Source organism: Paenibacillus sp. FSL R7-0302 (assembly GCF_038006885.1).
GTDB lineage: Bacteria > Bacillota > Bacilli > Paenibacillales > Paenibacillaceae > Paenibacillus_AQ.
Window position 1 is genome coordinate 3662354 of the sequence record NZ_JBBOWB010000001.1, and the last position, 12579, is coordinate 3674932.

The 12579-nt window shown below is 52.6% G+C and carries 13 protein-coding genes; 2 read left to right on the plus strand and 11 right to left on the minus strand.

What is annotated here, in order from left to right:
- Nucleotides 1-113: 113 nt before the first annotated feature.
- The 11 genes from MKY96_RS16140 to MKY96_RS16190 all read right to left on the minus strand — a co-directional run bounded on the left by MKY96_RS16140 (nucleotide 114) and on the right by MKY96_RS16190 (nucleotide 10625).
- Nucleotides 114-599, minus strand: coding sequence for a GNAT family N-acetyltransferase (locus MKY96_RS16140; RefSeq protein WP_340941627.1), 486 nt, complete (start codon nucleotides 597-599; stop codon nucleotides 114-116).
- Nucleotides 600-612: 13 nt separating this feature from the next.
- Nucleotides 613-1098, minus strand: coding sequence for a GNAT family N-acetyltransferase (locus MKY96_RS16145; RefSeq protein WP_340941628.1), 486 nt, complete (start codon nucleotides 1096-1098; stop codon nucleotides 613-615).
- Nucleotides 1099-1125: 27 nt separating this feature from the next.
- Nucleotides 1126-2010, minus strand: coding sequence for a MerR family transcriptional regulator (locus MKY96_RS16150; RefSeq protein ID WP_340941629.1), 885 nt, complete (start codon nucleotides 2008-2010; stop codon nucleotides 1126-1128).
- Between the two features lie 107 nt (nucleotides 2011-2117).
- A complete protein-coding gene (locus MKY96_RS16155) occupies nucleotides 2118-3716 on the minus strand; it encodes a hypothetical protein (RefSeq protein WP_340941630.1) in 1599 nt (532 codons plus the stop codon).
- The gene (locus MKY96_RS16160; protein WP_340941631.1) at nucleotides 3709-4422 is read right to left on the minus strand and encodes an ABC transporter ATP-binding protein; all 714 of its coding nucleotides are present in this window, start codon (nucleotides 4420-4422) and stop codon (nucleotides 3709-3711) included. The genes MKY96_RS16155 and MKY96_RS16160 overlap by 8 nt, the downstream gene beginning before the upstream one ends.
- A gap of 72 nt (nucleotides 4423-4494) precedes the next feature.
- Nucleotides 4495-5253, minus strand: coding sequence for an ABC transporter ATP-binding protein (locus MKY96_RS16165; RefSeq protein ID WP_340941632.1), 759 nt, complete (start codon nucleotides 5251-5253; stop codon nucleotides 4495-4497).
- A 9-nt stretch (nucleotides 5254-5262) separates the two neighbouring features.
- Nucleotides 5263-7581, minus strand: coding sequence for an ABC transporter permease (locus tag MKY96_RS16170; protein ID WP_340941634.1), 2319 nt, complete (start codon nucleotides 7579-7581; stop codon nucleotides 5263-5265).
- A gap of 3 nt (nucleotides 7582-7584) precedes the next feature.
- Complete coding sequence (locus tag MKY96_RS16175) at nucleotides 7585-8865, minus strand: MFS transporter (protein ID WP_340941635.1); 1281 nt, start codon at nucleotides 8863-8865, stop codon at nucleotides 7585-7587.
- Nucleotides 8858-9523, minus strand: coding sequence for a TetR/AcrR family transcriptional regulator (locus MKY96_RS16180; protein WP_340941636.1), 666 nt, complete (start codon nucleotides 9521-9523; stop codon nucleotides 8858-8860). Before MKY96_RS16180 ends, MKY96_RS16175 begins: the two co-directional genes overlap by 8 nt.
- 253 nt (nucleotides 9524-9776) lie before the next feature.
- The gene (locus MKY96_RS16185) at nucleotides 9777-10127 is read right to left on the minus strand and encodes an ArsR/SmtB family transcription factor (protein ID WP_445671441.1); all 351 of its coding nucleotides are present in this window, start codon (nucleotides 10125-10127) and stop codon (nucleotides 9777-9779) included.
- Between the two features lie 42 nt (nucleotides 10128-10169).
- On the minus strand, nucleotides 10170-10625 hold the full coding sequence (locus tag MKY96_RS16190; RefSeq protein ID WP_340941638.1) for a MarR family winged helix-turn-helix transcriptional regulator: 456 nt from the start codon (nucleotides 10623-10625) through the stop codon (nucleotides 10170-10172).
- Nucleotides 10626-10799: 174 nt separating this feature from the next.
- Between MKY96_RS16190 and MKY96_RS16195 the strand changes: the two genes are divergently transcribed.
- Together MKY96_RS16195 and MKY96_RS16200 are read left to right on the plus strand one after the other, a co-directional pair.
- On the plus strand, nucleotides 10800-11768 hold the full coding sequence (locus tag MKY96_RS16195; protein WP_340941640.1) for a quinone oxidoreductase family protein: 969 nt from the start codon (nucleotides 10800-10802) through the stop codon (nucleotides 11766-11768).
- A gap of 152 nt (nucleotides 11769-11920) precedes the next feature.
- Entirely contained in the window at nucleotides 11921-12526 is a 606-nt protein-coding gene (locus tag MKY96_RS16200; protein ID WP_340941641.1) for a histidine phosphatase family protein, read from the plus strand.
- Nucleotides 12527-12579: the final 53 nt, after the last annotated feature.

Below are 12579 nucleotides of genomic sequence, written 5' to 3' on the forward strand. Positions count from 1 at the left end.
GACAGCTGGACGGGACTATTCCTGCTTTTTATACAACATTTCTCCCGAATACTTAGGTATTAATCAACCAGAGTTGCAATTTATGCAGTATTTCTTAGCTATCAGCATTAACTTTACTTAACAAGCTTTTTCTCATAAAAGCACAAGGTCATCTTATCATTGATTTCCCGGATTTCATCGGTCCTTCTGTAGCCCAGCTTCTCGTACAAGTAGCAGTTTCGCTCCTCCTGCACGACGGTCGCCAGCCCCCACATTTTCGCATCCGAATAGATCTCTTCAATCCGGGCGAATGCCTGCTGGGCGATGCCTTGGCCTTGGGATTGCGGAACTACACATAATTGACCGAGCCAGTAATGATGCTCTTCTATTTTCTTGACTCTAATACTGCCTACAGCATTCCCGGCGTTTCGGATGATATAGTAATTAACAAATTCCTGATTCATCCGTTCTACGAGTCTCTCCAACGTTTCATTAGCCGGATTTGTCTCATAATCCTGATATTTCTCCAAAAGCGGCAGAAAGGCCTCAAGCTGCATGGCATGAATCACCGCCGCATCCTCCACTGTAGCTTTACTTAGTGTAACCTCTGACTTTTTCATAGTCCCCCCAATTTCATGGCCTATACACATAATCCCAATGTTCACCTTTAAGTACGGAACCAGGACCCAAGTGCCGCTTCTGCTGCAAAATAAAACCAACGCGCTCATACATCCGCTGGGCGGGGATTAGATCGTCATTAGTGGTCACTACAATGTGCTGCACTTCATTCTGCAGAATACGATGAACCGCTTCTTGAAGCTGCAGGGTGCTGTAGCCCTTGCCTTTGTTGGCAGTCGCAATACAGTTATGGCCGATTTCAGCGTACAGGGGCATCTTCCGCGGGTCCCAGGATACAAAGCCAATCGCCTCACCGTCCAGCGTAGTCATGAACCCATATTGATCCGCAATATGCAGATTGTCAAAGAAGAAACAGTCGAACTCCTGCCAATTCTCCAGACAGCTCTGCTCATACCTGCGGTCGAAGGAATAGGCATCCTTCAATAATTCAAGCAATGTTCCCCGTTCAAACAGGCTGATCTTACTGAATTCAATGCTCATTTACTTCCCTTCTTTTCTTGGGTTCAGCTACAATGATTTCAACACTACAGGTTCCAGCAGACTAAGATCATACAGGTTGCCGCTGCCCGCAGGGCAGTCATTGCGGATATGCTCTTCCAGGCAAAGTCTGCTGCGGTCCGAGCGGTACTTTTGGCTATGGGCTAAATGATCCATCAGCATCTTCCAGGAGCCGCCAATGTCTTCGCTGCTGTCCAGCTTGGCGTATAGCCCCCCGGGCAGGGTCATTTCCTTGAAGGGTTCCGGCACGGTGGTTCCATCAGGAATTGTCGCACACATTCCATAGCCATAGGGTTTACCTGCACCACTTGGCATAGGCTTCATATTCCCGCCGAATAACCGCGCCGTGCCCAGGAGCTTTGCGGATTCCAACCAATCCATGATAGGACCCATCGCTTTGTCTTCCGGAGACTGGTCCACCACGATATGATAAGCTACTCTCATCTCCGGCAATGTAATCACTTTGAATGTTGACCGCTCGGTTACATTACTCATAAAGACATTCTCCATTTCGCTAAGCAGTTCCTCCTGAATGGAGGCCCTCTTATTAGAAGTATTCAGGTAATCGAGTACCTGATGTAATTGCTCTCCCACCCGTTCGAGTTCTTCTTGGTGCACCTGCAGCGCGATTGTCCTGTTCTGTATAACCTGCTTAAGCACAGACACAGAACCCTTCTCCAGAATAGGCTGTATTTCTCTGATCGGAATATCCATTCTCCGCAGCAGCGCTGTGATCCTGATACACTTAAGCGCATGTTCATCGTATGTACGCCAGCCGGAAGATACCTCTCTCTTACTCTGAAACAATCCTTCCGCTTCCCAGTGCCGCAAGGTTCGGCTCGTCAGCCCGAGTTGCTCCGACAATTGCTGTATGGTAACAACAGTCTTGTTCATTTCACCCTCCTCTCTTAGCTATCCTATCACTTGACGCCGCGGCAACTTCAAGGGGCTAATCGGGTGTATCCGAAAAAAAACTTCTCCCCGCGTGCACAACAAGCGGACTACAGCTTCTGAAACATCCTCTCTCCGTTGATCTGGATATATCTGTACATACCGGCGCACACCGCTGCCATTAGAATGCCGTATCCCAGCAGAATGAGATTTCCGCCCACCCCATGAAGCAGCAGGAACAGCACGAACGGAACAGCCAGCGTTAGGACACCGATTATCATCGTTACCAGCACCGATGCACTCTGCTTGATCGCCGCAACTTCACTGGTCCAGTCCAGCTTGGGCAGCTTCAGGTTCACCATAACGCCCAGCAGGGCGGAATAGCAGGCATAGATTACCGGAACGGCCAGCATGAGTATACTCTCCATCCACCCGGTACGAAGGGTATAGGCCAACAGCCCCCAGCTTACGGCTATAACCGGTAACGTAATGGTGAGATTCACCGCCACCTTGCTGAATACAATTGCCGGTTTGGGCACGGGTGAGCTGGTCAAGATCCACAGATGATTTCCTTCCAGCGAAATGGAGCAGGCCGTGGTGCAGCTCAGTACAACAAACAGAGAGATCACCAGCGGACTCAGCGTACTTAGGGAGTCTGACAACTGCGGGATATTAAGTATGGTGCCCAGCTGCTCTGAGCTGACGAATAATAAGGAAATAGACATCATAAGGAGCAGCACCATGCCGATCCCTGTGTTCAGCACATAATTGACTGAGCTGAAATAACGCCGAAGCTCCTTATTATACAGGGCTTTGAAGGCTGAATTAGCCTGTAGCGGCTTCATTGTATATCCGCGGCTTGCCCGGCTGGTCATAAGCCCTGTATGAATCGCCTTATACCGGGTCGCCAGCAGGATTGAGAACAGCATGAAGACCAGCACAGACACCGCGATGAAGAAGAGCAAGGCACTTACCCGGTACGAGCAGACCGCGTCAACATACACGGAAGCCGGAGGATACACCTTGAAGATCATATCGCCCAAGGCGGCTCCAACATCTGCAATCGCCTGCTGCCCTTGATTGAGCGTGAACGAGCCCAGCATCAGTGCAATGATGAAGGCGAACGTGAGGATCATATTCAGGGTTTTGCTCGCCCGGAACCGGGACGAGACCCAGCTAATAAGGGTGCCCACAAGCGCAGCCGCTATAATCGGCAGCAGATTAATGAAGAAGAGCGTCAATAGGAAAAACAGGTAGAACAGCACGCCGGGCTTCATATGTACCGCATACACCACCCCCGCCGGAAGCATGACCAGCAGCGTGAAGAACAGATTCATCACATAGAGCTGAAGCACACGGCTCGCCACCACATGGCTGGTCTTCACGGGAAGCGACATGATCATATCGTAGTCTTTATAACTGAATAATACCCCGCTTGCCTTATAGACCGTAGTGAAAAAGCCGACCAGCGAAGTGACCGCCATCATCACTGCCAGCAATAAGTCCATCCGTCCAAGCTGCTCGAACGACTGCGCCATCATGAAGCTGTAGCCGTAAGACACGAATCCTATCATGAGTATCCCAGCTATCATCGCGATGCTGAGCAGCAGCGCCTTCCGTCTCTCCGCAGGGTCCTTTGTATGCAGCGCTTTATTGAGGCCGAAGGAGGACAACAGCTGCAGCTTCGTTAATCTCCAGACATTAATCATGATCGATCAGCTCCATGAATACATCCTCCAGGCTGTTCTCGCCCCTGACCTCTTCGGTCTTACCATGGGCAATCAGCCGACCGCCTTTGATGATCGCAATCTTATTGCAGAGCTTCTCAGCGGTATCCAGCACATGCGTGGAGAAGAAAATCGCACTGCCTCTGCTGCACACATCTGCCATGATCGTCTTCAGCGTATGCGCCGCCTTCGGATCAAGGCCGACAAAGGGTTCGTCCAGCACCAGCAGCTTCGGCTCATGAATCAGCGCCGAGATAATGGCCAGCTTCTGCTTCATGCCGTGGGAATACGAGGAGATCAAGTCGCCCAGACTGGCTGTGAGCTGGAAGGCATCGCCGTATTGCCCGATCAGCCGCTCCCGGGTGGACTTCGATACACTGAAGAGATCGCCGATGAAATTCAGGTACTGAATCCCCGTCAAGTGATCGTACAAGTCCGGGTTATCCGGGATGTAGGCAATTTTCGCCTTGCAGGCTAACGGATCTTTTTTAATTGAGATGCCGTCAATTTCAATCTCCCCTTGTTCAAAATCAAGCACGCCCACCACAGCGCGAATCGTCGTGGTCTTGCCTGCCCCGTTATGCCCGATGAAGCCGTAGATATCGCCCCGTTCAACCTCAAGGCTAAGATCATCCACCGCCTTTGCGCCGCCTTTATAACTCTTCGTAAAATTCTTGATGGTCAGCATTTCCTCTCACCTCTTCCTTGGTGTTAGCAAATAACTATAATACGAACCATCCGGCCAGATCGTTCATTTCTATTAAATCCCAATCTCCCGCATTTTTGCCGTGATTAAATTCATGCGGGGCTCAAGCGTCCCTCCGCTGTATTTCGGCAGGCGTATCTCATCGACAATCCGGCCGTCGCACATGAACATAATCCGCTGCGTCCTGGCTGCAACGGTGGCATCATGGGTGACCAGCAGGATTGCCGTCCCTTCTTCATTGATTCCGGACAGCAGGTCCATGATCTCCTCGGCAGCCTTCAGATTCAGCGCGCCGGTTGGCTCATCCCCGAAAATAATCCGCGGGCTGCCCATCAGCGCGCGGCAGATACCCGCCCGTTGCAGCTGTCCACCCGAAGCCTCTGTAATATCACGCTTCGCCAGCTCCGCGATCCCCACCTTTTCCATAAGCTGCTGCGCCTTATCCGTAATCGCTGCAGCCTTCCGCCGGTTGTCACGCATCGACGGCAGAATAATATTGTCCAGGATGTTCAGATTCTTCATCAGTGTCGGCTGCTGGAACACGAAGCCCATTTCCGTTCTGCGGAGATCCGCAAGCTCATCCTCTTCAAGTATCCCCAGATCCCTGCCCTCAAAAGTAACCAGCCCCCAGTCGATCCGGTCCATTCCGCTCAGCGCAAACAGCAGCGTGGACTTCCCTGAGCCTGAGGGTCCCATTACCGAGACGAATTCACCTTCGTGAATATCGACGGATACCCCGTCCAGCACCTTGCGCTGCTCCCCGCCAGTGCCATATTGTTTGGTTATATTTTCTCCCGAAATGATCTTCTTCATCTGCTTGATCTACTCCTTAATATTGCCGGATATTTGAATTCGACCGATGCCCGATGTGCCGATAACCGCCCCGATGAGTACAGAACCGGTCATGATTAGCGGACACAGCAGATACGCCGAGAGTGGATTGACCACGAACTTGAACGACGAAGCCCCGAAGGAGGAGATCACAGCCCCGGCAAGAATCTGCCCCAGAGTGTTCGCCAGCAGGGTGCCCAGAACCATCCCGGTCACCAGTACAAATATAGAACGCGCATAATACTGTACAGTCAGATCGGAATTCCGGAAGCCCATCGATTTCATGACGGCAATAGAGTAACGGTCCTTAGCCACCAGCATACGCATGAACAGCAGTGTAATCAGTACATTAAGGACCAGCATTACGGCTACAGCAGCCCATGCAGCCTTACCGACTGAGCTAATGGTAGAGCCGAAGGTCTGCGTCACATATTCCCCGATATCAGACACCTTCGCATAACTGAACCGCTCTGCATATTCGCTCACCTTGCTGCTGATTAGCATGGAATCTGCAAGCTCCGCATAAATCACGGCCCACATGGCCTGATCAGAAGTCGTGGTGAAGGTGGCCTTGGCTGTTTTTCCGCCGTTGGTCACATCCGAATAAATCCCGGACACCGTAAGCTCCTTCGCTTCTCCGTCTACGAGCAGGGTCAGGGAATCACCGGCTTGCTTGCCCAGCTCCTTGGCATTTGCGGCGGAGAGGGCAATCTCATTCGCTGCAACCGGGCCATGTCCTTCACCATAGGCGACCGGAAAAATAGAATGGTCGCCCAGCTCAACCTTTATCCGCTCAACGACACCATTGTCCAGCTTCACGTTCAGCGCCTGAGTGGTCAGCACGGCAAAACGGAAGATCATCACATCCTGCTCCATCACCCGCGCAATATCTGCGGCCTTCTCTGCAATATGGTCCGTCTGCTGAATATCCATGCGCAGATCACTGTCACCGATGCCCATGTATGTAATGAAGCTTGGAGAGGAGATCGTATGATAGAGATTCTGGGGCACAATCATAAGGAAGGAAGAGATGACGAGTACTGCAAGCATAGTTGCATATAGAGCTTTTCTGGACAAGACATCCTTAACGCCTAAATAAACATTCGTGTTCAGCAGCCGGTTGGCGCTCAAGGTAAACCGCCCTGAGCCCGCCCGGGTCTGCCGGGATGTGCCGAAACGGATGGCTTCGACCGCTGAAATCTTCCGGAAACGCTTCAGCACCCTGTTCACATAGGCAACAATAATGAGGAATACGAGCAGCACTCCAAGGATGCCGCAGGCCAGAGCAAGTGCCGGATGCGCACTTTCGCCCATATACAGCCTGATATTCTCAAGCAGCAGACCTCTGAAGCTGAACGATAATGCCAAGCCGAGGATACTCCCCAGAGCTGCTATCGCTGCGTATTTGGCCAGATAGATTCTTTTGAGATCCGAGACGCGCAGACCGATGGCCTTCATGACACCGATCTCCCGGTAATCGCTCTCGATGGTTGCCATGAGGGTGAACCTTATACATAGAAAAGCAATAATAACAACCAGCACACTCGCCAGCAGGATCACCGCAATCATAAGTCCGTCCGAGATGGCATTAAGCACTCTGAACAGGGGATATGTAATCACCGGGCCGTTGCCTTCAAGTCCTGCTGCGGTATAGTCTGTCTCGAAGGCCCCCAGCATCGACAGGTCCTTCAGTCTGAACTCAATCAGGTATTCCGTGGTTCCGTACTGCGCCAGCTCCGCATAATCCGCCGGGCTGACGAGGAACCGCTTCGATGAAGCAAGCAGTGAGTTCATCTGTGAATCCCGCAGGAACCCCGCTACGGTGAGACTTGTGTCTCCCACGGTAACCGTCCCTCCGGCCTTGACGGAGCCATCCTTCATATAACTGATCGGGACATACACCTCGCCGCCCCGTACATCAATCACTTTCCCGTCCAGATCAAGCAGATAATCAAACTTCCCGCTCTGTGTGCTGAAGCCGTTATCCTGAACACTGTCCGCAAGCGTATGCCCGTCCATGACAATCCTCGCGCCTTCTACATTGAGAAAATCAAGCACCTGGTGTTCTTCAACCTTATTGTTCTGCTCTGCAAAGGCCTTGAGCCGGGCTTGGTCCAGCTGGCCGGAATGCATCTGCAGGAAATGCGGCGTCTTCGCCTGAGTCATCAGATGATCGATGGCCCCGCTCAGATTGACGACCAGAATAGCTGACAGAGAGACCAGCATGGCAGCGGCCGCTACAAACAGCATAGTCGTCAGTGTAATTCCCTTGCTTGTGCGGATATCTCTGCGGATGATTCGGTAAAACATAAGTTACCCCCTGCTCTCAAGACTTGTAATGGATTTGAGCCGATAGATCATGACCGAAGCAGCGCTTAACAGCAGCCCGGCAATGATGATGAGAAGTCCCATCCCCCGCCCGCTGCCAGTGCCGATGATCCGCCCCACACTATCCGCCAGAACTCCGCCGCTCACCAGCAAGGGAGTAAATACGTAGTCTGCCAGCACACCTGCCAGCATATAAGCCGCCACGAATCCTAGCTGTGAGAGCAGTCCGATCAATGACCAGGCTCTCCCCTGAACGGAATTGTCAATATTGGTGCGGACCAGATAATCCAGGGCTGTGTTCGTAAAGGGCAACATGGCAAAAAACATAAATCCGGCAGCGCCAATCAGCACAATATTCTCACGCAGTCCGAAGACGGCGATACTGATTCCTGAGCAAAAAAGCGACACTGCCAGCATGCGTACGAAATTTTTTTGTATATGCAGCATCCCTATAATGACACTCGACACCAGCATTCCCGATGCCATGACCGTCTCAAGCGTCCCCAAGACGGCACTATTAGAGAACGCCAGAATCATCGGCATGGACAAGGTCTCGATGAACCCGATGAAGAAGGTCATGACCGAGGTCATAATCACCAGCACCAGTACTCCCCGATTCCCGGAGACTGCTCTCCAGCCTTCTTGAAATTCACGGATAAAGGCTGGTGTCTGCTCCGTCTTTTTGGAGGGAAGACCGCTGCGGACCGCAAGCGTAGTAGGCACGGTTAGAAAAAAAGTACAGATATCGATGATCAGCAGCAGCTTCACATCAGAGACTGTAAGCAGCAGCCCGGCAATGAGCGGCGAAATCAGATATTTGGCGGAGCCGGCAATCTGCACAAACCCGCTGGCCTTCGTATACTGCTCCTCTGTGAGCAGATCGGTTATCGTAGCTTTATAGGCGGGATCAAGCAACGAGGAGAATACCGAGCTGACGGTCACCCCTAAGCAGATCTGCCACAGCTGTGCATCTCCATTCAGCAGGCAGACCAGAATATAAATCAGACCTAAGGCAGAGAGCGTATCCCCCAGCACCATCAGCAGTCTGCGGTCATAGCGGTCCGCTAGCACGCCTGCAACTGGACTGAGCAGCAGCGAAGGCATGAATGCCAGTAATGTCACCAGCGCCATAGCCGAAGCCTGCCCGGTCTGCTGTAAGGTATAAATCCCCAGCCCGAACGCGGTGAGCCCGCCGCCAATAGCCGAAATCAGCTGCCCTGACCACAGAAACAGGAATCTGCCGAAGCCTGTTCCGGATCTATTCATCACCATTGCCCGCTTCCACTCCACCGGAGCCGCCGAACATCTGCATTACACTCATCAGACTTCCGCTCCCGGCACCGAGCAGCCGTTCCACATTGGCGATGAAGGCCAGAATGCGTGACATACGCTCTTCTTCTGTCATTTCAACCATGTCATTATCAAAAATGGTAGTGGCATAGATGACAACCATCTCCATACATTCGTACGGATAGGGAGTATTGAATATCCCCTGCTCTATCCCCTCGCTGATGATGGAGGCCAGAATGGGCGGAACGCTGCGGATAACCGCCTTCTGAACCTTCTGATGCATCAGCGCATTCTGCGGCTTGTGGATATGCTCCATGATCTCCGTGCTGCTCCCCTCTCCGCTGCTGATGTTCAGCGCCATGACTACACGGAGAATCCGGTCGATGACGGGGATGCTCTTGTCTTCAGCAACCTGCTGAGCGGCATGAAGGATAGCGGCATTCGTCCGCTCAATCAGCGCGTCCATAATATCCTCCTTCGACTTGAAGTGATAATACAGTGTCCCGCGCGCAATGCCGACCTTGCCCAGAATATCGCCGGTACTGGTACCGTCGAAGCCCTTCTGTCCGAACAGCTCCTCTGCTGCATCCAGAATCTCATTTCTGCGGGCTTCCGCTTCTTTTACAACTCTCATGGTCATGTCTCCTTGTGGTGAGGCTGGGATTGTACTAACTTTGGGTGTAACTGTACATGTAACTTTGGCTGTAACCGTAGCTTTATTTGTGAAAAATAATTACCGACCGACTGTCTGTCGGTAATTGATTATAGCATAGCATGCTTTGCTGGAACAAGGTAGCTTAAATTTTCCGCATACGTTTGGACCACGTGCCTTCACGCCAACACATTCTTAGTATTAGCCTATACCGCACAGCAGGGATTCTCCATGGTCAGAGAATCCCTGCTTCACGCCCGCATTGTGCCAGAACCTTCTCCAGCCCGTTCACCAGGCTTTTGAGCACCATCAGCTTGCTTCCAGAATCAAGCCGGTAATAGTTGCGGGTGCCTTCTTTTCGGACGCTAACTATTTCCGCTTCTATCAATATTCTCAGATGATGGGACACGGCCGGACGGGATAAGTGGGTGATTCCTCTTATCTCGCCTACACGCATGCCCGGATCTTGCGGCCCTTGCAGCAAGGCCATCAGGATAGCTTGCCGGGTCTCGGCACCGACCGCGTTCAGCACCTTCAGCGAATTCTTGAATTGAGACGCCAGTTCATTCATAAGTTCCTGGTCCATGGAAATCCCTCCTATATGCTTCATCGTCACGAACCCTATCGTTCAGCGGCTCACCCCAGGTGCAGTGACCAGAATCTTGCTGGCCAGGGCAATCATCTGCGCCCGTTCCTCTCCGGTAAGACCATCGGTTACCGCCGTAATCTGACGCTCGATCTGCTCCCCGACCTCGTGAATAATCTTCCAGCCTGCCGGAGTAGCCCTCACATTGAATGCCCGCCGGTCACTCTGTGATACGGTACGTTCTACCAGCCCGCGGCGCTGCGCCCGGTCAACGAGCCCTGTAATACTGGATTTGTCGAGGCCCAGATGCTTGGCCAGCTGCAGCATGCCCGGCTCCCGGTCGCGCAGTATCCCCAGCAGGCGGATCTGAATGATCGACAGATCATGCTCCGTTCCTATCCGGGCAAGGATATTCTGAACCAGGAAGGATAGCTGCACAAGGCTGTCTACCATCGACAGATCATCCAGCTTATCAAAAGAATTATCGTAACCGCTCATTGATTTCACTCCGCACTTTTGTATATTTCAGACCTGTTCGCTCCTATTGTACCACAGTAGCCGTTGACTTTGTACGTAATACAAACTATATTGTTTGTATTACAAACTTTTTAGTTTGTTTCACAAACAAAAATCACTCACCCGGTAACTATCCGGGTAAATGGAGGCCTATTTATGTACGCTGCTATTGTAAGATCCTTCGATTCAGGTCCGAAATACGAAAAGCTTGCAGCTCCGGTACCTTCAGGAGAACACGAAGCTCTGGTAGATGTGCTGGCTGCCGGACTACATCTCCGGGTCCGGGCACAAGCCAATGGCTCTCACTACACCAGTACGGATGAACTGCCGCTAATCCCAGGCATTGATGGCGTCGGACGGCTCCCGGATGGCAAGCTGGTCTATTTTGTAGCCGCCGATAATGCCCCGGGATCGTTCGCAGACCAGACCCTCATCGATCTTCGCCGCGCTGTCCAGCTGCCCGCAGATGCCGATCCCGTGCTCATCGCCGCCGCGATGAATCCGGCTATGTCCTCCTGGGTGACTCTCCGCCGCCGGGTTCAGGCTAAGCCCGGGTTCAAGGTTCTCATTCTGGGTGCTACCGGCAACTCCGGGCAGATGGCCGTGCAGATCGCCAAGCTTATGGGAGCCAGCCAGATCATCGCCGCCGGGCGGAACCCGGAACGTCTCCGTTCACTTACACAGCTTGGTGCAGATGTAGTCTTATCACTTGCCGGAGATCCCGGGACCGCCGCCAGGAGCCTTGGTGAAGCCTCAGCCGAAGCGGATATCGTTCTCGACTATCTGTGGGGTGAGCCTGCTGCACTCGCTATGCTCCCGATATTAACCCGCCGGTCCGACCGCAGCCGGCTGTTAACCTGGATTCAGATCGGTTCCATGGCCGGTACGGACGCCGCAATCCCTTCCGCTGCACTCCGCTCTGCCAACTTCCAGATCATCGGCAGCGGCCAGGGGTCCGTCACGCCAGCCGGATATCTGGCGGAATTCCCGGCGTTGATCCAAGCGATTGCAGAGGGGCAGCTTACTGCGAACCCCATCGTTTATCCGCTATCTCAAATTGAACAATTATGGAAGACTCCGCCGGGCAGTCAGCAGCGCATTGTCTTCGTACCGCACAACAAGTAATCTCCAGAACCCGCCAAGCAAGCTATGTCCGGGTATTGTCAGCTGTGTTGCTCCGCAGCCAGACACGCAATTGTAACTTCTGTTCTTGAACATTCTGGAAAGTGAGTGATAGACTTAGCAGGGTATCCTACTTAAAGGAGGCCGAAGAGCAGTTGGCGATTTATCTGGTAAGACACGGCAAGGACGACGAAGGATATCGCGGCGGATGGAGCCAGCGGGGGCTGAATACCCAGGGGTACAGACAAGCCGAGAAGCTTGGCCGTTTTTTGAGAGAGAATTCCGCCTCATTCCCTATACAACGTATAGTCAGCAGTGATCTGCAGCGGGCGCTGGATACAGCCGGCGAGCTGGCAAGAGAGCTGGAATTACCCTTGGAGCGCAACATGGATTGGCGGGAGATGAACAATGGTGTGATCGCCGGCATGCCGAACGAAATCGTGAATGAACGTTACCCCGGCTTATACTTCTCAGGACTGCGGATGGACGAGCGTTACCCTGACGGAGAGAGTCCGCTCGAATTCTTTACACGGATTCAAGAGACCTTCACCCGGCTCTGCGAAGAGCATGCGGACAGCGGCCCCGATGATAACCTGATGATTGTTACACACGGCGGTGTCATAAATATCATCTATCACATCATCAAAGGGATCGACTGGAATAACCGGGGCAGTAAATTCCCTGCTTCCTATGCCAGCCTGCACAGAATCGGGCTGGTGGACGGAAGATGGAGCCTGTCGCTGGAAAATTATACGGTCTAGCTGCTGCCGCCAGCTTTGCGTTTCGCAGCAGCCTCCACCCAATCAACACAACA

Excerpts from the sequence above, each read along its gene's own strand:
- MKY96_RS16140 (WP_340941627.1), bottom strand. The coding sequence starts at position 599 with ATGAAAAAGTCAGAGGTTACACTAAGTAAAGCTACAGTGGAGGATGCG.
- MKY96_RS16145 (WP_340941628.1), bottom strand. The coding sequence starts at position 1,098 with ATGAGCATTGAATTCAGTAAGATCAGCCTGTTTGAACGGGGAACATTG.
- MKY96_RS16150 (WP_340941629.1), bottom strand. The coding sequence starts at position 2,010 with ATGAACAAGACTGTTGTTACCATACAGCAATTGTCGGAGCAACTCGGG.
- MKY96_RS16155 (WP_340941630.1), bottom strand. The coding sequence starts at position 3,716 with ATGATTAATGTCTGGAGATTAACGAAGCTGCAGCTGTTGTCCTCCTTC.
- MKY96_RS16160 (WP_340941631.1), bottom strand. The coding sequence starts at position 4,422 with ATGCTGACCATCAAGAATTTTACGAAGAGTTATAAAGGCGGCGCAAAG.
- MKY96_RS16165 (WP_340941632.1), bottom strand. The coding sequence starts at position 5,253 with ATGAAGAAGATCATTTCGGGAGAAAATATAACCAAACAATATGGCACT.
- MKY96_RS16170 (WP_340941634.1), bottom strand. The coding sequence starts at position 7,581 with ATGTTTTACCGAATCATCCGCAGAGATATCCGCACAAGCAAGGGAATT.
- MKY96_RS16175 (WP_340941635.1), bottom strand. The coding sequence starts at position 8,865 with ATGAATAGATCCGGAACAGGCTTCGGCAGATTCCTGTTTCTGTGGTCA.
- MKY96_RS16180 (WP_340941636.1), bottom strand. The coding sequence starts at position 9,523 with ATGAGAGTTGTAAAAGAAGCGGAAGCCCGCAGAAATGAGATTCTGGAT.
- MKY96_RS16185 (WP_445671441.1), bottom strand. The coding sequence starts at position 10,127 with ATGGACCAGGAACTTATGAATGAACTGGCGTCTCAATTCAAGAATTCG.
- MKY96_RS16190 (WP_340941638.1), bottom strand. The coding sequence starts at position 10,625 with ATGAGCGGTTACGATAATTCTTTTGATAAGCTGGATGATCTGTCGATG.
- MKY96_RS16195 (WP_340941640.1), top strand. The coding sequence starts at position 10,800 with ATGTACGCTGCTATTGTAAGATCCTTCGATTCAGGTCCGAAATACGAA.